The sequence below is a fragment of the Sphingomonas sp. Root241 genome (assembly GCF_001428865.1).
Taxonomy (GTDB): domain Bacteria; phylum Pseudomonadota; class Alphaproteobacteria; order Sphingomonadales; family Sphingomonadaceae; genus Sphingomonas.
The window spans coordinates 73152-93878 of the sequence record NZ_LMIV01000001.1; the positions used below are offsets into that span (position 1 = coordinate 73152).

Genomic DNA, 20727 nt, shown 5'->3' on the forward strand with positions numbered 1-20727 from the left:
GCGAGGGAGGATTCGAGAACAACCTCAGGCCGCGCGCTTCTCCAGCGCGTGCGCGGCTTCGGCCATCAGCGTGGCGATGATCTCGGCGACAGGCTCTTCCTTGTTGACCATGCCGACCGACTGGCCGGCCATCACGCTGCCATGCTCGACATCGCCGTCGATCACTGCGCGGCGGAGCGCACCCGCCCAATAATGTTCGATCTGGAGCTGGGCCTCCATCATCTCGACCTTGCCCTCGTCGAGCAGCTGCGCGACTTCGCGCTGCTTGGCAGTGAACAATTCGCCGGCGGCGTTCTTGAGCGCGCGTACCGGGATCACCGGGAGCCGCGGATCGATCTGGACGCTGGCAGTGGCATCACGGGCGGAAGCGCGGATGAATGCCTTCTTGAAATTGGCATGCGCGATGCTCTCGGTCGCGCAGACGAAGCGCGTGCCGAGCTGGACGCCCGCCGCGCCCATGTCGAGATAGCCGGCGATCGCCTCGCCGCGGCCGATCCCGCCGGCGACGAACACGGGGACCTGGGTCGCTACTTCAGGCAGGATCTCCTGCGCCAGCACGCTGGTCGAAACGGGGCCGATATGCCCGCCGGCCTCCATGCCCTCGACCACCAATGCATCGACGCCCGACCGGATCAGTTTCTTGGCGAGGCTCAGTGCGGGCGCGAAGCAGATCAACTTGGCGCCGAACTCCTTGATCGCGTCGAGGCTGCCCGCGGGGGGCAGGCCGCCCGCGAGCACGACATGGGTGACCTCATGCTTCTTGCACACCGCGATCAGCTCGAGCAGCTGCGGGTGCATCGTGATCAGATTGACGCCGAACGGTTTGCCGGTGAGCGCCTTGGTCCCCGCGATCTCCCTGTCGAGCAATTCGGGGCTCATCGCACCGCATGCGATCAGCCCGAAGCCGCCGGCGTTGGACATCGCCGCGACGAGGTTGCGCTCGCTCACCCACGACATCGCGCCGCACATGATCGCGACCTCGCTGCCCAGGAATTCGCATCCGCGCGCCATGCGGCGGGCCAGGCGCTCGGCGCCGATCGTGGTGTCAGTCGTCATGGCGGCAGGGCCTAGCCGGGCGGAAGCCTTTGGGGCAAGCGCGGAACGCGGCTCACTCGTCCGCTAAAGTGCCATAAGTGATGCGGATGCTTACCCAGGTGCCGGTCAGCTCCTTGCCGCCGACACGCGGCGCACGCACGCGAAACTGCCACGCCGCTTGCCGCACCGATCCGGCATAGCCCGAGCCGCGCGGTCCCTCGCCGAGCTCCTGGCAATCCTCGACCCGGTGATCGGCGACCGTGCGGCACGCGATCAGGCCCCAGCCCGGCCCGCGGGCGCGCCTGGAGATATAGGGCGAGAGCTCGTTGTCGCGCGGACGGCGAAACCATTCGGCGGCGTAGAGCGGCTCGCCATTGGGTGCCTTGCCGACCACGGCGCTGTCGCCCGGCCGGCTCCCCGATTCCGCCGAAGCCGTTTCCCCCTCCGGCGCCGGTGCCGGTGCGGAGCCTCTCCCCGCAATGTCCGCGGCCTTGTATTCGGGGCGCGTCATCCGGACGAAGGTGGGCGGGAGCGGCGGCGTCGGCGGCTGGGGCACCGGCGGCGGCTCCACCGGCTTGGGCGGAACGGGGCGGGGCTTGCCGCTTTCCGTCTTGCGCTCGACGGCCTTTTTCTCCGGTGTCTTGTCCGCTTCCTCGTTGTCGCTGCGTGGCCCCTCGATGCCGAAGACGCTCGGCACGTCGCCCTTTTCCTTGCCCGGAAGCACCGGCGCCATGAACCACAGCAGCAGCGCCACCAGCAATTCGATCAGCAGCGCGAGGACGAACGCGATGCCGCGCTGGCCGAGCGAGGCGCGCAGCCGGACGGTAGCGCTGGGGCGCGTTTCGATGGAATCGGCTACGGACAAGGCGGTGCGAGCGATGCGTTCCGAAGGCGGCGGAAAGATGTCAGTCGCGCTCCAATCGGTGCTGGCAATGTAGGATTTCGCCTGCTGTATCCTGATCGATGGAGATCCGACTCACCTCGTCAACCCGCCGCACGCAAGCCGCGTCGTTGTCACGCGGGCAAACCGGGAATCGTGTCAAGCGTGTCAACCGGATCGTCGCTGCGTGTCCGCCGCGCGGCCGGCAGTCGATGGAGGCGTGCGCCGCTTCGTTGACATGCCTGGTTGTCACGCGTGTAAACCGCGATTCGTGTCAAGCGTGTCAACCACCATCCGGTTGGCAATCAGGCCGCGGCGTCTTCCGCGTCCAGGCCATAAGCCGTGTGCAGCACGCGCACCGCGAGCTCGGTCTCGTCCTCGTTGATCAGCACCGAGACCTTGATCTCGCTCGTCGTGATCGCCTGGATGTTGATCCCGCGCGCCCCGAGCGTCTTGAACATCGTCGCCGCGACGCCGGCATGGCTGCGCATCCCCACGCCGACCACCGAGATCTTGGCGACGCGGGTATCCTGGAGCAGTTCGGCGAAACCGATATCGGCCTTGGACTGGTTGAGCGTCTCGATCGAGCGGGCGAGGTCGGCCGCGGGAACCGTGAAGGTCACGTCGGTCGCGCTCGCCGAACCCGCGCTCTGGTGCGCGATATTCTGGATGATCATGTCGACGTTGATGTTGGCCTCGGCCAGCGGGTCGAAGATCGACGCCACTGCGCCGGGCTTGTCCGGCACTGCGGTCAGCGTGATCTTGGCTTCGTTCTTGTCGTGCGCGATGCCGGTGATGAGCTGGCTTTCCACGTCCTGAATCTCCTCTTCGCCCACGATCATCGTGCCGGGCAATGTGTCCGCCATCGGCGCGGTGTCGCCGGTGAACGACGACAGCACCTGGACGCGGACCTGTTCCTTCATCGCCAGCCCCACCGAGCGCGTCTGGAGCACCTTGGCCCCGACGCTGGCGAGCTCCAGCATCTCCTCGTACGTCACCTTCTTGAGCTTGCGTGCCCGCGGCACGATCCGCGGATCGGTGGTATAGACGCCGTCGACATCGGTGTAGATGTCGCAGCGATCGGCCTTGACCGCCGCGGCGACCGCCACCGCCGACGTGTCCGATCCGCCGCGGCCGAGCGTGGTGACGCGGTTGCTGCCGTCGCTCGTCACGCCCTGGAAACCCGGGATCACCGCGACTTCGCCACGGCTCCAGCCTTCCTCGAGGCCGGCCGAATCGATCGACTGGATGCGCGCCTTGGCGTGGGCGCTGTCGGTGTGGATCGCCACTTGCGAGCCGAGCCACGAGCGCGCGGGCACGCCGAGCGCCTGCAGCGCCACCGAAAGCAGCCCCGAAGTGACCTGCTCGCCGCTGGAGACGACCACGTCATATTCGCGCGGATCGTAGAGCGAGCTCGCCTCGCGGCAGAAATTGACCAGCCGGTCGGTGTCACCCGCCATCGCCGAGACGACCACCGCAACCTGGTTGCCCGCTTCCCATTCGCGTTTGACGCGCGCCGCCACATTGCGGATCCGCTCGATGCCGGCCATCGAGGTGCCGCCGAACTTCATCACGATGCGTGCCATGTCGGGTGCTTGTTTTCCGGGCCTTGGGAAGGATGAGGCGGCCTGATAGGAGGCGGCCATGGCGAACGCAACCAAAGCAACTATTGACCCGGGTGAAGCTGAGCATTTCGGCCGGCTCGCCGCCGACTGGTGGAACCCGAAGGGTTCGTCGGCGATGCTCCACCGCCTCAACCCCGCGCGCCTCGCTTATATCCGCGAAGTCACCGACGCGCATTTCCATGGCGACGGCATGTCGTTCGCGCCGCTCGCCGGCAGGACCGCGCTCGATGTCGGCTGCGGTGCCGGCCTGCTCGCCGAGCCGCTCGCCCGGCTCGGTGCCAGGGTCACCGGCCTCGACGCTGCGCCCGAGAATATCGGCGCCGCCCGCGCGCACGCCGCTGCCGCCGGAGTCGATGTCGAGTATATCGCCGGCGGGATCGAGGATTTGCCCGGCCGCCGCTTCGATCTCGTCACGTCGATGGAAGTGATCGAACATGTCGCGAACCCCGCCGCGTTCGTCGCCGGCCTCGCCGATGCGCTCGCGCCCGGCGGGCTGATGATCCTGTCGACGCCCAATCGCACCGCACTATCGCGGCTGGCGATGATCACGCTCGGCGAAGGCACCGGCGCGATTCCCAGGGGCACGCACGACTGGAACCAGTTCCTCACGCCCGACGAGCTGACTGCGTTGCTCGAAGGTGCGGGGCTGAAGGTCGGCGACCTGCGCGGCCTCGGCTTCTCGCCCGCGCGCGGCTTCGTCCTCCGCGACGATACCAGTCTCGACTATCTGATCACCGCCCGCCGCGCCTGAAAATCCTCACTGCCCCATGTCGAGCACTGCGACCGGCCCCATGTCGATCACCTGCTTGCCGGTATTGAGGTGGAACGCCGCGCCGATCGTCCCGACGGCATAGTCCTTGTCGACCTTGCCCGAGAATTGGAGCAGCTTCCATTCGGGCGTGACATCGAACGGCTTGCCGAACAATGCGGTGTAGGGCGCGGTCGAAAGCTGGATCTGCCCGTTGATCTTCGCGGTCGGCGCGTCGCTTTTGTTCAGCCGGGCATAGAAAGCGACGACCAATTTGTCGCCCGCCTTGACCGGCTTGAGCAGCGGCACATTGACTCCCATGCTCCACGGCTCGCCCGTGCCGGTCAGCGGCAGGCGAAGCGCCTTGCCGCCCTGCACTTCCTTGTCGCTCACCAGCTTGGGCGCGGGAGTGAAGCCATAGGCCTGGAAACTCGCCGGGTTGGTGTTGCTGATCACCTTTTCCGCGAGCGCGTCGTCGGCCGATTTGGCATCCTGCGCGACGCCGGGCATTGCGAGCAAGGCAGGCAAGGCGGCGCCCAGCGCGAGTGCGATCCGCAAGTTCATGATTCCCCCTCCTTATGTCTTTGGGGGAGAGACTATGCCGCGCCGCGCTGCCGTCAACGGCAAATCGGGTGGGCGAACTCGGGGATCAGAACAGCCTGCCCCCGTTCGGCACGGTCGTGCTCGGCCGTACCAGCACGACCTTGCCCGCTTCGTCCGGGAAGCCGAGCGTCAGTACCTCGGACATCACCGGTCCGATCTGCCGTGACGGAAAATTGACCACCGCCGCGACCTGCATCCCCGGCAGATCCTCGAGACGATAATGCTCCGTGATCTGCGCCGAGGACCGCTTGCGCCCGATCACCGGCCCGAAATCGATCACCAATTTATATGCCGGCTTGCGTGCCTCCGGAAACGGCAACGCCTCGACGATCGTGCCGACGCGGATGTCGACGGCGAGGAACTGGTCGAAGCCGATCGTCTCGGCGGGGAGGGCGGCGGGATCGTGATTGACGTGCATGGCCGGCCCCTTATCGCGCCGACTCCGCCTCCGCCAAGGCCGCTTCGACCAGAGCCGGCCGCGCCTCCTCGCCCAGTTGCTCCATCGTGCATTGCCGCGGCGCCTTGTCCGGCCGCCAGCGCAGGAAACCGGTGCCGTGGCGGAAGCGGCGGCCGGTGACATGGTCGTAGCGCACCTCGGCGACCAGTTCCGGGCGCAGCGGCTGCCACTCGGCCGAGCGTTCGGTGGACCATCGGCTCGGCCCGCCGGGAGCGTCACCTGTGAAGCCGGGCGCTTCGACCAATGCTTCCAGCCGCTGGGTCAGCGCCGGACGGTCGGCCGCGGCGATCGCCGAGGTGAAGCCGACATGATGGAGCAGTCCGGCATCGTCATAGAGCCCGAGCAGCAGCGAGCCGACCTCGCGCTTCTTGCTGGCGTAGCGGAAACCGCCGACCACGCAGTCGGCGGTGCGCAGGCGCTTGACCTTGAGCATCGCGCGCTCGCCCGGCTGGTACGCCCCGTCGCGACGCTTGGCGATCACGCCGTCGAGCGCCCCGCCCGCCGCGTCGAGCCAGCGTTGCGCGATTGCCCGTTCCTCGGTCAGCGGCGACAGGCGCAAGGTCTCGGAGCGATGCTCCGCATGAAAGGTTTCCAGCGCCGCCCGGCGCTCCGCCAGCGGCCGATCGGCGAGCGAACCCCGTTCGGACGACCACAGGCAATCGAACAGCATCAGCCGCGCCGGCGTCGCGGCGGAAAGTTTCCGGATCCGGCTCTCCGCCGGATGCAGCCGCATCTGCAATGCTTCGAACGACAGAGTCGACCCAACCGGAATCAGCAGCTCGCCGTCGAGGACGACCTGCTCCACCGGCAGTGCCGCGATCATCGCCGCCACTTCGGGGAAATAGCGCGCGAGCGGCTTGCCCGATTTGGACTGGAGCGCGACTTCGCCGTGCTGCTTGAATGCGAGGCAGCGGAACCCGTCCCATTTGGGCTCGAACTGCCAGCCGGGCTCGTCGGGCAGCGCCTCGACCAGCCGGGCCTCCATGGGCTCGATGTTGCCAAGTTTCAGCTGCTGGCCCCGTCATGATGTTGGAAGGGCATTTCTGTCTCCTGGCTTGTGAACGCCTGCGCGCGCTCGGCGATCCGATATTGCGGACCGGCCGTGAAGATCATTGACAATGTTCCCGATATGTTCTAAGTTCGGGCAATGCAATCGAGCTTCGCGTTTCGGGGTCGCGACGATCTGCTTCTCTGGCATCGGAGGCTGAGTCCGCTGCTGGAGCGGGTCCGGCCCCAGCCTGTACGGCGGCCGGTCGGCCAATTGGTCAAATCGATGATCAGCGGCCGCACCCGCGATGCGGTGTCGAGGGCCGCTTATGACCGGTTGGTCGCGGCCTTCGGCTCGCCGCGATCGGTCGCCGCCGCGGATGCGCGAAACGTGCAGAGAGTGATCCGGGACGTCACTTTCGCCGAAGCCAAGGCCGCGCACCTCGTGGTCGCGCTGCGCCGGATCGCGGCGGAGCGCCGAAGCTTCGATCTCGATTTCCTCGCCGATCTTCCGCTCGACGATGCGCTCGCCTGGCTCGAGCGCCTGCCCGGAGTCGGCCGCAAGGTCGCGGCGTCCACACTTAATGCCAGCACGCTTTCGCGGCCCGTGTTGATCGTCGACAGTCATGTGCTGCGCGTGCTCCAGCGCCTCGGCTTCGTCGGCGGGCATGCCGACGGTCGCGTCGCAAGCGAAACCGCCACTGCCGCCTTGCCCGATTGGCAGGGCAGGAACTTCCTCAATCTCCATATCGTGCTCAAGCTGGTGGGGCAGATTTGGTGCCGCCCGATCGCGCCGCAATGCGATGCCTGTCCACTCTCCGCTGCTTGCGCGAAGCGGTTGACGGAGTAGCGCCGCATACCGCAATTGATGGCCATGGCGGACGTAAAGCTGCACCCGAGTTGGCTCGAACCGCTGCAAAGCGAGTTCGCGTCGCCGTACATGGCCGCATTGCGCGAATTCCTCGTTGCCGAGAAGGCCGCGGGCAAGCGAATCTTCCCCGCGGGCGGCGAATGGTTCCGCGCGCTCGATCTGACGCCGCTCCAGGATGTCCGCGTCGTGATCCTCGGGCAGGATCCCTATCACGGCGAAGGGCAGGCGCATGGCCTGTGCTTTTCGGTGCGGCCGGGAACGCGCATCCCGCCCAGCCTCGTCAACATCTACAAGGAGATGGAGGCCGACCTCGGCATTCCCCGGGCGCGCCACGGCTTTCTCGAGCATTGGGCGGAGCAGGGCGTGCTGCTGCTCAATGCGGTGCTCACGGTTCAGATGAGCATGGCGGCATCGCATCAGGGGCGCGGCTGGGAGCGCTTCACCGATGCGGTGATCCGGCTGGTCAATGCCAAGCAGGAGCCGGTGGTGTTCCTGCTCTGGGGAAGCCACGCGCAGAAAAAGGCGGCGTTCGTCGATTCGATCGACAAAGGCGGGCGGCATCTTGTGCTCAAGGCGCCGCACCCGTCGCCGCTCTCCGCCCATTCGGGGTTTTTCGGCTGCAAGCACTTCTCGAAGGCGAACCAGTTCCTCGTGAGCCGCGGCCAGAAGCCGATCGACTGGGCGCTGCCGTGACAGGGTGCCATCTCGCTGGTAAGCATCTAGAATATTTAGAAAGACCCGATGATGCGTAAGTCCGTTGCGTCCGTGTTGAGCTTCGCGATGGTCCTGTCCGCGTGCGGCGGAGGTGGCGGCGGCAGCGGATCGGTGGTCACGCCGCCCCCGACGGGCGCGACGCCGACCCCGACTCCCACTGCGGTCGCCGGCTGTTCGCTTCGCGAACGGCAGGATTGGGCGGCGGCGCAGCTCAATGAATGGTATCTCTTCCCCGAGACGCTGCCGGCCAGCTTGAGCCCCGCCGCGTACGGCAATGTCGATGATTATATCGACGCGCTCACCGCCACTGCGCGGGCGCAGGGCCGCGATCGCTATTTCACCTATCTGACCTCGATCGCCGAGGAGAATGCCTATTACGCCTCGGGTTCCAGCGCGGGCTACGGCTTCCGCCTGGCTTATGATTCGGCCGGCGGGCGCATATTCGTTGCCGAAGCGTTCGAAGGCGCGCCGGCGCTGAATGCCGGCATCGATCGCGGGGCCCAGATCGTCGCGATCGGTACCAGCACGGCCACGCTGCGCACGGTCAGTTCAATCCTGGCGAGCCAGGGCACGGCCGGCGTGACCGAGGCGCTGGGACCGTCGGCGGTCGGCACGACGCGCGTGCTGCGCATCAGCGACGCCGCGGGCACCCGCGACCTGACCGTCGCGATGGCCGATTATGCGTTGACGCCGGTGTCGTCGCGCTATGGTGCCAAGGTCCTGGACGATGGTGGCCGCAAGGTCGGCTATGTCAATCTGCGTACCTTCATTTCCACTGCTGATCCGGCGTTGCGCGCGGCGTTCGCGCAGTTCAAGGCGGCCGGCATCACCCAGGTGATCGTCGATCTGCGTTACAATGGCGGCGGCCTCGTTTCGATCGCCCAGCTGATGGGCGATCTGATGGGCGCCAATCGCGCCGCGACCGATGTGTTCGATTACATGGTCTTTCGCCCCGAGAAATCGGCGGAGAACGAGACGCGCTTCTTCCAGCCGAAGACAGAATCGATCGCCCCGACGCGGATCGCGTTCATCGGCACCGGCGGCACGGCGTCGGCGAGCGAGCTCGTGGTCAATGCCTTCATCCCCTATCTGCACGCCAACGCGGCGCTGATCGGCACCAACACCTATGGCAAACCGGTGGGGCAGATCGCGCTCGATCGCGCCCAGTGCGACGATCGCCTGCGCGTCATCGCCTTCGCCACGCAGAACGCCGCGCATCAGGGCAATTACTTCAATGGTCTCGCAAGCACCGTCGAGGCGAGCTGCCGTGCGGGCGACGACATTTCCTATCCGCTTGGCGATCCGCGCGAGGCATCGACCAAGGCGGCGCTCGATTTCCTCGCGGGGCGCAGCTGCACCTCGATCGCATCGAGCGGACAGACGACGCTCGCACTGAGGACGAGCGCGAACGAGCTACTCACCCCCGAACGTCCGACGACGGTGCAGCGCGAAGTGCCCGGCGCATTCTAGCGTTCAGGGATGGATTCCCTTCCTTGCAAGTGAGGAAGCAACCGCGTCTTTACGTTTCGGTCTGACCGGAATTGGCTTCGGCCTGATGCTCCGCCTCAGGCTCGGCAGCTTCGGGCGCGACCGGTGTCTCGGGTTCGAGTTGAGCTTCGCCCTCTGCCTCCGCCGCGTCGGCCTCTCCGCCTCCCGGCACCAGCGCCCGCACTTCTTCCATGAAACGGACGAGACTTATCGGTTTGGAGACATAAGCATTGGCGCCGGCGGCACGGATCCGGTCCTCGTCCTCACGTCCGGCATAGGCGGTCACCGCCATGATCGGGATCGCACGTAGCCCGGCATCCAGTTTCATCTCCCGGATCAAATCGAATCCGGTGACGTGCGGCATCTGGATGTCCATCACGATCAGATCGGGTTCGAACGCGCGCGCCTTGGCCACGGCTTCGCGCCCGTCCGCTACCGGCTCCGCGGCGAAGTCGTGCGCGCGGAGCAGATCGCAAAACAGCTTCAGATTGAGTTCGTTATCCTCGACAACGAGAACCCTTTTTGCCACGCGCAGACCTCATGCAGTTGGAGACGGTTTAGGCGATGCCGCGAATGGAAACAAACGCAGACGCAATTGCGCTCCAGGCATTGGTCTGGACGCTCGGCGATCCGGGCCGCGCGTCGCGGCTGCTCGATCTCACCGGGCTCGATCCCGAGGGGCTGCGCACCCGGGCCGGCGAGCCTGCCTTGCTCGCGGCGACGCTCGGGTTCCTGGAGGCGTACGAGCCAGATCTCGTCGCCTGTGCCGAGGCGTTGTCGGTCAGGCCGGCGGACCTCGTGGCTGCGCGGGCGGAGCTCGAACGCGCATGAAACCGCTGCTGATCACCGATTGCGACGAAGTCCTGCTCCACATGGTCCGCCATTTCGGGGTGTGGCTCGACGAGGCGCATGACATCGATTTCACGCCCAATGGCGGCGATTTCGCCACTTCGATGCGCCGCCGCGCCGATCAGGCGCTGGTCGAGCGCACGCAGATGTGGGCATTGCTCGACGGCTTCTTCCCCGCCGAGATGGATCGCCAGACACTGGTACCGCACGCGCGCGAGGGGCTGGCGGCGCTTGCCGAGCATGCCGAGATAATCGTCCTCACCAATCTCGGTGATCATTGCCGCGAGCATCGCATCGCCCAGCTCGCCACGCATGGCATCGCGCACCGGGTCGAGTGCAATCAGGGGCCGAAGGGGCCGCCGGTGGCGAAGCTGGTCGCCGAGCTCGGCGCGCCTGTCGCGGTGTTCGTCGACGATCTCGCGGTCCATCACGAATCGGTCGCGAAGCACGCGCCGCAGGTTCACCGCCTCCACATGATCGCCGAGCCGAGCCTCGCGCCCGATGTCCCGCCCGCGCCCCACGCGCATGCCCGGATCGACGATTGGCGCGAGGCTCGCGACTGGATCGCGGCGCGGTTCGTGGCGGGCTTGACCGCCGATGCCGCGAATGGTTGAGCACCTGTCATGACCGACACAATCGACGCGAAGCTGGCCGAGCTCGGCCTCACCCTCCCCGAAGCAGCGGCTCCGGTCGCGGCTTATGTTCCCGCGGTCGAGGCCGGCGGCCTCCTATATGTCTCCGGGCAGCTCCCGTTCCTCGACGGCCAGCTGATGACCGGCCGGCTCGGCGAGGATCGCGACCTGGATTATGGCCGGCAGGCCGCAGAGCGCTGCGGGCTGATGCTGATCGCGCAGATCAAGAAGGCGCTGGGCGGCGATCTCGGACGGGTCGAGCGGGTCGTGAAGCTCGGCGTGTTCGTCAATTCGGCTGCTGATTTCACCGATCAGCCCAAGGTCGCCAATGGCGCGTCGGAGCTGATGCAGGCGCTGTTCGGCGAAGCCGGCCGTCACGCGCGCAGCGCGGTAGGCGTACCGGCGCTGCCGCTTGGCGCAGCGGTCGAAGTCGATGCGGTGGTGGCGCTCCGCCGCTGATCGCTGTGGCGGTACAGCAACAGTTCGTCACGATCGAGCAACAAAACCGCAAATAATGTTGTGCGCCGCAGCGCCATCCGGCAATGATCTTGTGTCGCCCGGAAATCGCGCAGGGTCTCGAACCTCATAGACGCGGTGCCAGCGGCAGCAGGTGGGGACCCTTTACGCACCGGATTTGAAAGGGATTTCCATGCGCTTTTCCACGTTCAGCCTGAGCGCGCTCGCGCTCGTCTCCGCCATGCCTGCAATGGCGCAGGAAGCCAGCGAGGCCACTGCACCGGCGCCCAGCGTCACGGTCACCGGCAGCTTCGGGGCCACCACCGACTATCGCTTCCGCGGCCTCAGCCAGTCGCATGAACATGCTGCCGGCCAGGCCACCGTCAACGTCAATCACGAATCCGGCCTCTATGTCGGCACCTGGGCCTCGACGATCGACGACGATCATTCGCTGCCGGGCTACGGCAATTACGAAGTCGATCTTTATGGCGGCTACACCAAGACGCTCGACAACGGCTTAGGCTTCGATGTCGGCATGCTCTATTATTTCTACGCCGACGCACCGTCCTATATCGGCGGCGTCAAGAACAACACCGACTTCTTCGAGCCCTATGCCTCGGTCAATTATTCGATCGGGCCGGCGAACGTGAAGGTCGGCGCCAACTATGCGTGGAGCCAGGCCGGGCTGGGCGACGAAGACAGCCTCTATCTCTATTCGAACCTCGCGGTCACCGTGCCGAACACCCCGGTCAAACTGACTGGCCATATCGGCCGCTCGGACGGCGCGCTCGGGGCGTTCAACCTCGATCCGTCCGACGAGAGCTACATCGACTGGTCGCTCGGCGCCGAAGTTGCCTATCAGGGCTTCACGCTCGGCCTCCAATATGTCGATACCGACATCACGCAGCAGCGCATCCTCGGCGAGCGCTTCAACAATTCCGTAGGTGGCGACAGCACCGTGCTGGGCTATCTGACCTACGCCTTCTGATCCGGCGGAGGGCGCCTCGGCGCCCTCCCTCTGGCGGACACGAAAAAGCCGGGCCGCTCCCACGAGCGGCCCGGCTTTTCCATTGATATTTACTGCGGCGTAGCGGGCTGCGGTGCGGCAGTCTGCGGCGTGCCGGCGCGTGCGGCCTGGCCGTCGCCCTGCGGCGCGGCGATGATGTCGCGCGTCGTGCTGCCCTTGTCGACCACATTGGTGGTCGGGCTGCCCGCGCTGCTCCGCGTGCCGATTTCGGCCGAGGTGCGACCGGCGGCATCGAGCGTGGCATTCTCCGAAGCGCTGCGCGCCTGCGATCCGCCGAACAGGGCGTCGAGCGCCTGTGCCGACGGATTGGTGTCCTGCGGGCGCGGCGCACCCGGCCGCGGCGGCACCAGAGAGAAATCGGGCGGGATCACCAAAGGCGCGGCGCGCGCGACGGCGAATTCATCGGGACGGTTGCGGTCGATCCCGCTCTTGCCGCAGGCGGAGAGCGAGCCCGCGAGCGCGATGCCCGCAGCGACGGTGATCAACTTACGCATTGACTTCATTCTCCACAGCGGGCGCTTGCCCGGCCTTATCGCGCACGAACAGGGCGCGGATCAACAGGATCAGCACGCCGATGGTAATCGCCGCATCGGCCACATTGAAGACCAAAAAAGGGCGCCAGTTCCCGAAATGCAAATCGGCGAAGTCGACGACATAGCCGAGCCGCGTCCGATCGAGGATATTGCCGAGCGCGCCGCCCAGCACGAGGCCCAGAGCGATCACGTCGGGCCGCTTCTTCTCGCGCAGCATCCACCAGAGCACACCCGCCGCGATTCCCGCGGTCAGCAGCACCAGCAGCCAGCGCATCGCCGCGCCGCTCGCCGGCAACAGCCCCAGCGACACGCCGACATTCTTGACGAAGCGCAGGTCGAAGATCGGCAGCACGGTCAGCGACGCGTCCTGCACATTGAGCCCCAGCGGACCGGTCACATAATATTTGGCGGCCTGATCGATCAGGAACACGCCCGCTGCGACGAGCAGCCCGATATGCCAATTCTTCATCAACCCACCACCTTGGCGCAGCGGTCGCACAGCAAGCCGTCCTCCGCAACCTCGGGAAGATGCCGCCAGCACCGACCGCATTTATGGCGCTGGGTGGGCGTCACCGTGACGCTGTCGCCCGGCTCGACCTTCGAGACGATGAAGAGCTCCGTCAGAAGTTCGCTTGATGCAGGCAGATCCGGAACTGTGACCTCGGCTTCCAAGCTTGAGCGGATGATCTTTTCCCGGCGCTTCGGCTCGATTGCTTCAGTGACGAGACCACGCAGGAAAAGAATGCCGGTCCAGTCGGCGGTCGTCGCCGTGCCTTCGGGCAGCACCGGCCAGTCGAGCAGATGCACCGATCCGTCCTCGCTCGGGAAGCGCGCCTGCCACACTTCCTCGGCCGTGAAGCTCAGGATCGGCGCGGCATAACGGACCAGCGCATGGAACAGCGTGTCGAGCACGGTGCGATACGCCCGCCGCTTCGGATCCGTGGCTGCATCGCAATAGAGGCAGTCCTTGCGGATATCGAAGAAGAAGGCCGACAGGTCCTCATTGGCGAAATCGGTCAGCGCGCGGCTGTAGCGGTTGAACTCGAAATCGTTCGCCGCCGCCTTCAACTCGGCATCGAGCTCGGCGAGCTTTGCGAGCACGTAGCGCTCGAGCTCGGGCATCTCGGCGACCGAAACCTTCTCGCTCTCGTCGAACCCGTCGAGTGCGCCGAGCAGGTAGCGGAAGGTGTTGCGCAGTTTCCGGTAGGTGTCGCCGGTGCCGGCGAGCACTTCCTTGCCGATGCGGACGTCCTCGAAATAATCGGTCTGCGCGACCCAGAGGCGGAGAATGTCCGCGCCGCTCTCGCCGATGATCTTGAGCGGATCGACGACATTGCCGAGCGACTTCGACATTTTCCGGCCATTGCCGTCGAGCGCGAAGCCGTGGGTGAGGACGGCGCCATAAGGTGCACGGCCACGGGTGCCGCAGCTTTCGAGCAGCGACGACTGGAACCAGCCGCGATGCTGGTCCGAGCCTTCGAGATAGAGGTCGGCGCGGGCGTCCGCGCCATAGCGCGCCTCGACCACGAAGGCATGGGTCGAGCCGCTGTCGAACCACACGTCGAGGATGTCGGTGATCACCTCGTAATCGGCGAGATTGTAGCGTTCGCCGAGCAGGGCCTGGTGATCGGCCTGGAACCACGCGTCTGCGCCGCCATTGGTGAAGGCCTGCAGGATGCGGGCATTGACTTCCGGATCACTGAGATAATCGCCGGTCGCCCGGTTGACGTAGAGCGCGATCGGCACGCCCCAGGCGCGCTGGCGGCTGATCACCCAGTCGGGGCGCCCCTCGACCATCGAGCGGATGCGGTTGATCGAGCGCTCGGGGACCCAGCGGGTGGTCTCGATCGCGTCGAGGGCGATGCCGCGGAGGGTGGCACCGTTGCCGCCAGCCGTCATCCCGGCGGAAGCCGGGATCTCATGCGACTCCTGTCCCGCGCCTTCGCCTGAGGCCCCGGCGTTCGCCGGGGTGACGGGCGTGTCCATCGGGATGAACCATTGCGGGGTCGCCCGGAAGATGATCTTGGCCTTGCTCCGCCAGCTATGCGGATAGCTGTGGGCGAAATCGTCCGAGGCGGCGAGCAAGGCGCCGGCTTCGCGCAGGTCGTTGCAGATCGGGCCGTCGCTGGCGACGAACTTCTTGTTGATCACCGATCCCTGGCCGCCGAGCCACAGCCAGTCGGCGCGGTACATCCCCGCGCCGTCGACGGCGAACACCGGGTCGATCCCGTGCGCCTTGCAGAGCAGGAAGTCGTCCTCGCCGTGATCCGGCGCCATATGGACGAGGCCGGTACCGGCGTCGGTGGTGACGAAATCGCCGGGCAGGAACGGGCGGGGCTTGGCGAAGAAGCCGCCGAGCGCTCCCATCGGATGAAGCGCGATTGCGCCTTCGAGATCGCGACCCTTGATGATCGGCCCCAGCCAACCAAGCGTACCCGCGATCTGGGAACCGACAAGCGATGGTTCGAGATCGCCTATCCGGCGGCGTACTGTTTCGAGCAGTTCGAACGCCACGAGCAATGTCTTGCCTTTGGCCGGGCCCTGGCTCGGCTTGAACGTTACGTATTCGATGTCCGGGCCATAGCTAAGCGCCTGGTTCACCGGGATCGTCCACGGCGTGGTCGTCCAGATCACTGCATGCGCGCCGACCAGCTCGGGTGCGTTCGGCGCCTCGACGATCTCGAACGCCACGTCGATCTGCGTCGACACGACGTCCTCATACTCCACCTCGGCCTCGGCCAAAGCGGTCTTCTCGACCGGGGACCACATCACCGGCTTGGCGCCGCGATAGAGCTGGCCGCTCTCGGCGAATTTGAGCAATTCGCCGGCGATGATCGCCTCGCTCTGATAGTTCATCGTGAGGTACGGCGTGTCCCAGTCGCCCATTACCCCGAGCCGCTCGAACTGGCCGCGCTGCACGGCCACCCATTTCTCGGCATAGGCCCGGCATTCGGCGCGGAAGGCGACGGGGTCGACTTCGTCCTTGTTGAGCTTCTTGGCGCGATAGGCTTCCTCGACCTTCCACTCGATCGGCAGGCCGTGGCAGTCCCAGCCGGGGACGTAGGGCGCGTCCTTGCCGAGCAGGGTCTGGCTGCGCACGACGATGTCCTTGAGGATCTTGTTCATCGCGTGGCCCATGTGAATGTCGCCATTCGCATAGGGTGGGCCGTCGTGGAGCAGGAAGGTCTCGCGGCCGGCGCGGGCCTCGCGGAGCTTCCGGTAGAGCCCGATCTTCGCCCAGCGCTCGAGGATCGCCGGTTCCTTGGCGGCAAGGCCGGCCTTCATCGGGAAATCGGTCTTCGGCAGGAAGACGGTGTCGCGCCAGTCGCGCGTGGAATCGGTTGCGTCGGTCATGGGTCCGCGCCGATTAGAGGATGGGCCCGATAGTTGCAAAGCCGATGTTGCAGGGGCCTTTTTCGTCCCCCTCCGTCACCCCGGCCTTGTGTCCGGGTGACAGGGAAATCAGGCCAGCACCGCGCGTGCCTTGGCGGCGTCCGCGTCCATCTGGACCTTCAGCGCGTCCATCGAATCGAACTTCGCCTCGGGGCGCAGATATTCGATCAGCGAGACTTCGATCACCTGATCGTAGAGATCGCCCTGAAAATCGAAGAAATAGCTTTCGAGCAATTCCTCCGGTGGCTCGATGCTCGGGCGGATGCCGAGATTGGCGACGCCGTCGAGCATCCGCCCGTCCGCCAGCTGGCCGCGTACCGCATAGATGCCGTAAGCGGGGCGCAGATAATTGGCGAGATCCATGTTGGCGGTCGGATAGCCGAGCTCGCGGCCGAGCTTGGCGCCGTGCTGCACCGGGCCCTGGATCGCGAAGGGCCGGGTGAGCAGCTTCGCGGCGCCGCGCGGATCGCCGTCGCGCAGATATTGGCGGATGCGGCTCGACGAGACGGTTTCGCCGTCGAGCGTCACCGGTGCGACGACCTCGGCGGAATAGCCGAATTCACTGCCCAGCGCGGCGAGCATCGCCACATCGCCTTCACGGCCCTTGCCGAAAGTGAAGTCATTGCCCGTCACCACGCCCCCCGCGCCGATGATCCCGACCAGCTGCCGTTCGGCGAATGCCCAAGCGCTCAGCCCCGCCAATGCGGTGTCGAACCGGAAGACGAGCATCGCATCGGCCCCCGCCGCGGCGAACAGGCGCTGGCGCTGGTCGAGCGTGGTCAGCCGGAAATGCCCCGATTGGGGCTGGAAATAGCGCTTGGGATGCGGATCGAAGGTCGCGACGATCGCCGGGCGCCCCTCGGCGCGCGCGCGCGCGATCGCGCGGCCGATCACGGCCTGGTGCCCGAGGTGAAACCCGTCGAAATTGCCCAATGCGACGATCCCGCCGCGAAGATGCGCCGGCACCGGCGAGCCGTTGTCCAGTCGCTCCATCGGGGTGGCTATAAGGAGAGGCAGGGCGCCTGCCAATTCCTCCCTCGCAGGGCGGGTGAGGGGGACCACGAAGTGGTGGAGGGGGTTTGGCCGCAGGCGACACCGCTTGGAGCTAGGCCCCCTCCGTCGCCTTCGGCGCCACCTCTCCCGCTTCGCGAGGGAGGAATTTATTGGGGAACGATCCCCGCCCGCAACACCCGCAGCACATTGCCGCCCATTACCTTGCGGATATCCTCAGGCGTGAACCCACGGTCCACCAGCGCCTGTGTCACCGCCGCGAGCTGCGATGTGTCGAACGCGGTGGTCACCGCGCCGTCGAAGTCGGAGCCGAGCCCGACATGATCGATCCCCACCAGATCGCGAACATGCGCGATCGCATTGACGATCGCTGCCGGCGCAGTCGAGCAGATCGCCGCGTCCCAATAGCCGATGCCGATCACCCCGCCGGTCTTCGCCACGCCGCGAATCTCTTCGTCGGTCAGGTTGCGGTTGACCTTGCACGTCGCCTGGACGCCGCCATGGCTGGAGACCACCGGGCGCTTCGCCATCGCGAGCACTTCGGCCACCGTCTTGTGGCTCGAATGGGCGATGTCGACGATCATGCCGATCCGCTCCATCCGCCGGACGGTCTGGACGCCGAGCGGGGTGAGCCCGCCTTTCCTGACGCCGTGCATCGATCCGGCGACTTCGTTGTCGAAGAAATGGGCGAGGCCGGCCATGCGGAAGCCCGCGGCGTGGAGCTTGTCGAGATTGCCGAGCTGGCCCTCCATGTCCTGCAGCCCCTCGATCGAGAGCATGCCGCCGACCACCTTCCTGCCCGCCGCCCGATCGGCGAGCAGCCGGTCGAGCTCTGCGGGCGTGCGGATCACGCGCAGCTTCCCGTCCGATCCCGCCGCGGCGCGGTCGAGCTTCTCGGCGTGCCACAGCGAGCGCTGGAGCAGAGAATTCCATGTCCTGGGCGGCTGGAGCTGCGCCACCGTCAGCATCGTGATGTTGTCGGTGTCGGCGCCGTTCGAATCGTAATTCTGCTCCTTGGGCGTCTTGGTCACCGAGGAGAAGATCTGCAGCGCTACATTGCCCTGGATCAATCGCGGCAGATCGACCTGGCCGCGATTTGCCCGGTCGAGCAGGCTGCGGCGCCACAACAGGGTGTCGCCGTGCATGTCGGCGATCTGGAGCGAATCGTGGAGCGCGCGGGTCTGTTCGGTCACCCTGGGGAGCGGCGCGGGCACGACCTTGTTCATATCCGATTCGACCATTGCCGGGGCGAAGCCGAAAAAGCCGATCGCGGCCAGCAGGATCACTGCCGCCAATCCCCAGAGGATCTTTTTCATCGTGTTCGCTCCAGCGTGACGAAGCTGTAGGCGGGGCGCCCGGCTTCGCTCGCATGATCCTCGCGCGCGGTTTCGCGCCAGCCTTCACCGAAGCCCGGGACGGTGGCGTCCCCCTCGGCATGGATGTGCACTTCGGTCAGCTCGATGCGATCGGCGCGGTCGAGGAACAATGCGAACACTTCCGCGCCGCCGATCACCGCGACTTCGCCATCGCCCGCCAGCGCCAGCGCCTCGTCGGGCGAATGCGCGACTTCGGCGCCCTCGGCATGCCAGCCCGCATCGCGAGTCAGCACGATGTGGCGGCGGCCGGGAAGGGGGCTGGGGAAGCCCTCGAAGGTCTTCCGCCCCATCACCATCGGCTTGCTCATGGTCTGCGCCTTGAAGCGCCTGAGGTCGGCGGGCAGGTGCCAGGGCAATTTGCCCTCCTTGCCGATCACGCCATTGTCGGCGCGGGCGAGATGGAAGGTAATGCGCCCCACGTGGCTCAAGGCTGGCAGCGCATCAGCGCGGCGGCCTGGTCCTGCGCCACACCGTTGGCGGGGCCGTCGCTCACGCGGACCTCATAGAGCTGCGGCCACATCTTGCCGGTAACGAAGATGCGTTTCGCCGCGGCGTCATAAGCGATGCCGTTGGGCACTTCGTCGACGCTGGGCGTGGGCGGGCCGAGCGCGGCGACGTCGACGAAGCTCTTCACCTTGCCGGTCTGGGGATCGATCCGCGCGATCAGATCGGTCTGCCAGATGTTCGCCCAGATCTCGCCGTCGATCCATTCGAGCTCGTTGAGTTGGGCGATCGGGCACCCGTTCGCAGTGACCGCGAGTGTCGATTGCTGTGCCATCGTCTCGGGATCGAGGAAGCGCAATGTCGCGGTGCCGTCGCTCATGATCACCGACTTGCCGTTGTGCGTGAGGCCCCAGCCTTCGCCCTTATAGGCGAATTCGCCGAGCGGCCTGAAGTCGGCGCGGCTGTAGATGAAGCCCTTCTGGTCCTTCCACGTCAGCTGGTAGATCCTGTCCTTCCACCCGACGATCCCCTCCCCGAAATAAGGGGAGGAGAGCGGCGCCTGCGCGGCGACTTCGCCGCTGTCGAGGTTGACCTTGCGGATGCCCGAGGTGCCTTCCTCGCCGGTACTCTCGAACAGGGTGCCGCCGTCGACGTACAGCCCCTGGGTGAAGGCCTGCGAATCATGGGGGAAGGTCTTCACCACCTCGACCGTCTGGACCTTGGGCATATCGTCCTGGGCAGCGCAGGCGGTGAGGGCGAACAGCCCGAGCAGGATCATTTTGCGCATCAGACCGCCACCGCCGCCTTGATATGCGCCTGCGCTTGATAGTCGTGGATCACGAAATCCTCATAGTCATAGGAGTCGATCGAGGGCGCCTTGCGCAGGATCTCGAGACGGGGGAGCGGCCCAGGTTCGCGGGTCAATTGCTCGCGGGCCTGCTCGAGATGGTTCGAATAGAGATGGCAATCGCCTCCGGTCCAGACGAACTCGCCGACCTCCAGTCCCGCCTGCTGCGCGAGCAGATGCGTCAGCAAGGCATAGCTAGCGATGTTGAAGGGCACGCCGAGGAAGATGTCGGCCGAGCGCTGGTAAAGCTGGAGGCTGAGCCGGCCATTGGCGACATAGGTCTGGAACAGGCAGTGGCACGGCGCCAGCGCCATGGCGTGGAGCTCGCCGGGATTCCATGCCGAGACGATCTGGCGGCGCGAACCGGGATTGTTGCGGATCTGATCGAGCAATTCGGTGATCTGATCGATGTCACGGCCGTCGGCGGTCTCCCAGCGGCGCCATTGCTTGCCATAGACCGGGCCGAGATCGCCGGCCTCGTCGGCCCATTCGTTCCAGATGCTTACCTTGCGTTCCTGCAGCCAGCGGACATTGGTGTCGCCGCGCAGGAACCAGAGCAATTCGATGAGGATCGATCGGATATGGAGCTTCTTGGTGGTGAGCAAAGGAAAGCCCGCCGCGAGATCGAAGCGCATCTGGTGTCCGAACACCGAGCGGGTGCCGGTGCCGGTGCGGTCCATCGTCTCGGCGCCGTGTTCCAGCGCGCGCTCCATCAGATCGAGATATTGACGCATCGCGGCAGTCTAGCCGG

At 66.2% G+C, this 20727-nt stretch carries 22 protein-coding genes and 1 pseudogene; 8 read left to right on the forward strand and 15 right to left on the reverse strand.

The window, feature by feature from the left end:
• Positions 1-24: 24 nt before the first annotated feature.
• The 3 genes from ASE13_RS00365 to ASE13_RS00375 all read right to left on the reverse strand — a co-directional run bounded on the left by ASE13_RS00365 (position 25) and on the right by ASE13_RS00375 (position 3501).
• The gene (locus tag ASE13_RS00365) at positions 25-1056 is read right to left on the reverse strand and encodes an NAD(P)H-dependent flavin oxidoreductase (RefSeq protein ID WP_235536783.1); all 1032 of its coding nucleotides are present in this window, start codon (positions 1054-1056) and stop codon (positions 25-27) included.
• 52 nt (positions 1057-1108) lie between these two features.
• A complete protein-coding gene (locus ASE13_RS00370) occupies positions 1109-1900 on the reverse strand; it encodes a hypothetical protein (protein ID WP_235536784.1) in 792 nt (263 codons plus the stop codon).
• Between the two features lie 320 nt (positions 1901-2220).
• Entirely contained in the window at positions 2221-3501 is a 1281-nt protein-coding gene (locus ASE13_RS00375; RefSeq protein WP_056610035.1) for an aspartate kinase, read from the reverse strand.
• Between the two features lie 58 nt (positions 3502-3559).
• Between ASE13_RS00375 and ubiG the strand changes: the two genes are divergently transcribed.
• Positions 3560-4291, forward strand: a complete 732-nt coding sequence (gene ubiG / locus ASE13_RS00380) for a bifunctional 2-polyprenyl-6-hydroxyphenol methylase/3-demethylubiquinol 3-O-methyltransferase UbiG (protein WP_056610038.1) — start codon at positions 3560-3562, stop codon at positions 4289-4291.
• Between the two features lie 6 nt (positions 4292-4297).
• Here ubiG and ASE13_RS00385 read toward each other — a convergent pair whose 3' ends face one another.
• The 3 genes from ASE13_RS00385 to ASE13_RS00395 form a co-directional block, all read right to left on the reverse strand.
• Entirely contained in the window at positions 4298-4852 is a 555-nt protein-coding gene (locus tag ASE13_RS00385; protein ID WP_056610041.1) for a carbohydrate binding domain-containing protein, read from the reverse strand.
• An 85-nt stretch (positions 4853-4937) separates the two neighbouring features.
• Entirely contained in the window at positions 4938-5309 is a 372-nt protein-coding gene (locus tag ASE13_RS00390) for a tRNA-binding protein (protein WP_056610043.1), read from the reverse strand.
• Positions 5310-5319: 10 nt separating this feature from the next.
• Positions 5320-6333 carry an ATP-dependent DNA ligase gene (locus tag ASE13_RS00395; protein ID WP_056610045.1) on the reverse strand — a complete coding sequence of 338 codons (1014 nt, stop codon included), beginning with the start codon at positions 6331-6333 and terminating at the stop codon, positions 5320-5322.
• A 162-nt stretch (positions 6334-6495) separates the two neighbouring features.
• Here ASE13_RS00395 and ASE13_RS00400 point away from each other — a divergent pair, with 162 nt between their 5' ends.
• Genes ASE13_RS00400 through ASE13_RS00410 form a run of 3 tightly spaced genes read left to right on the forward strand, consistent with a single transcriptional unit; the run spans position 6496 to position 9390 of the window.
• Positions 6496-7185 (forward strand): endonuclease III domain-containing protein, encoded by a 690-nt coding sequence (locus ASE13_RS00400; protein ID WP_056610047.1) that lies wholly within the window; start codon positions 6496-6498, stop codon positions 7183-7185.
• 24 nt (positions 7186-7209) lie between these two features.
• Entirely contained in the window at positions 7210-7899 is a 690-nt protein-coding gene (ung, locus tag ASE13_RS00405; RefSeq protein WP_056610048.1) for a uracil-DNA glycosylase, read from the forward strand.
• Positions 7900-7947: 48 nt separating this feature from the next.
• Positions 7948-9390 carry a S41 family peptidase gene (locus ASE13_RS00410; RefSeq protein ID WP_082596302.1) on the forward strand — a complete coding sequence of 481 codons (1443 nt, stop codon included), beginning with the start codon at positions 7948-7950 and terminating at the stop codon, positions 9388-9390.
• 187 nt (positions 9391-9577) lie between these two features.
• On the opposite strand, the pseudogene ASE13_RS00415 reads toward ASE13_RS00410, so the two are convergent.
• A pseudogene (locus ASE13_RS00415) lies at positions 9578-9937 on the reverse strand (response regulator); the annotation flags it as partial.
• A gap of 35 nt (positions 9938-9972) precedes the next feature.
• On the opposite strand from ASE13_RS00415, the gene ASE13_RS00420 reads away from it, so the two are divergent.
• From ASE13_RS00420 to ASE13_RS00435, 4 genes are all read left to right on the forward strand, one after another.
• Positions 9973-10239 carry a DUF3572 domain-containing protein gene (locus tag ASE13_RS00420; RefSeq protein ID WP_056610050.1) on the forward strand — a complete coding sequence of 89 codons (267 nt, stop codon included), beginning with the start codon at positions 9973-9975 and terminating at the stop codon, positions 10237-10239.
• Positions 10236-10871 (forward strand): hypothetical protein, encoded by a 636-nt coding sequence (locus ASE13_RS00425; RefSeq protein WP_056610052.1) that lies wholly within the window; start codon positions 10236-10238, stop codon positions 10869-10871. Before ASE13_RS00420 ends, ASE13_RS00425 begins: the two co-directional genes overlap by 4 nt.
• Before the next feature lie 9 nt (positions 10872-10880).
• Complete coding sequence (locus tag ASE13_RS00430; protein ID WP_056610059.1) at positions 10881-11348, forward strand: RidA family protein; 468 nt, start codon at positions 10881-10883, stop codon at positions 11346-11348.
• A gap of 190 nt (positions 11349-11538) precedes the next feature.
• Entirely contained in the window at positions 11539-12333 is a 795-nt protein-coding gene (locus tag ASE13_RS00435) for a TorF family putative porin (RefSeq protein WP_056610066.1), read from the forward strand.
• An 89-nt stretch (positions 12334-12422) separates the two neighbouring features.
• On the opposite strand, the gene ASE13_RS00440 is transcribed toward ASE13_RS00435, so the two are convergent.
• The 8 genes from ASE13_RS00440 to ASE13_RS00475 all read right to left on the reverse strand — a co-directional run bounded on the left by ASE13_RS00440 (position 12423) and on the right by ASE13_RS00475 (position 20710).
• A complete protein-coding gene (locus ASE13_RS00440; RefSeq protein ID WP_056610068.1) occupies positions 12423-12866 on the reverse strand; it encodes a DUF3035 domain-containing protein in 444 nt (147 codons plus the stop codon).
• A complete protein-coding gene (gene lspA / locus ASE13_RS00445; protein ID WP_056610071.1) occupies positions 12859-13374 on the reverse strand; it encodes a signal peptidase II in 516 nt (171 codons plus the stop codon). The genes ASE13_RS00440 and lspA overlap by 8 nt, the downstream gene beginning before the upstream one ends.
• On the reverse strand, positions 13374-16259 hold the full coding sequence (ileS, locus tag ASE13_RS00450) for an isoleucine--tRNA ligase (protein WP_056610072.1): 2886 nt from the start codon (positions 16257-16259) through the stop codon (positions 13374-13376). Before ileS ends, lspA begins: the two co-directional genes overlap by 1 nt.
• A 108-nt stretch (positions 16260-16367) precedes the next feature.
• Positions 16368-17291, reverse strand: a complete 924-nt coding sequence (locus ASE13_RS00455; protein ID WP_056610074.1) for a bifunctional riboflavin kinase/FAD synthetase — start codon at positions 17289-17291, stop codon at positions 16368-16370.
• 167 nt (positions 17292-17458) lie between these two features.
• Positions 17459-18625 carry a dipeptidase gene (locus tag ASE13_RS00460; protein ID WP_056610077.1) on the reverse strand — a complete coding sequence of 389 codons (1167 nt, stop codon included), beginning with the start codon at positions 18623-18625 and terminating at the stop codon, positions 17459-17461.
• On the reverse strand, positions 18622-19104 hold the full coding sequence (locus ASE13_RS00465) for a dihydrofolate reductase (RefSeq protein WP_235536785.1): 483 nt from the start codon (positions 19102-19104) through the stop codon (positions 18622-18624). Before ASE13_RS00465 ends, ASE13_RS00460 begins: the two co-directional genes overlap by 4 nt.
• Before the next feature lie 5 nt (positions 19105-19109).
• Positions 19110-19916: a glutaminyl-peptide cyclotransferase gene (locus tag ASE13_RS00470; protein ID WP_056610080.1), complete on the reverse strand. Its 807-nt coding sequence runs from the start codon at positions 19914-19916 to the stop codon at positions 19110-19112.
• Positions 19916-20710, reverse strand: coding sequence for a thymidylate synthase (locus tag ASE13_RS00475; RefSeq protein ID WP_056610083.1), 795 nt, complete (start codon positions 20708-20710; stop codon positions 19916-19918). Before ASE13_RS00475 ends, ASE13_RS00470 begins: the two co-directional genes overlap by 1 nt.
• Between the last annotated feature and the right edge of the window lie 17 nt (positions 20711-20727).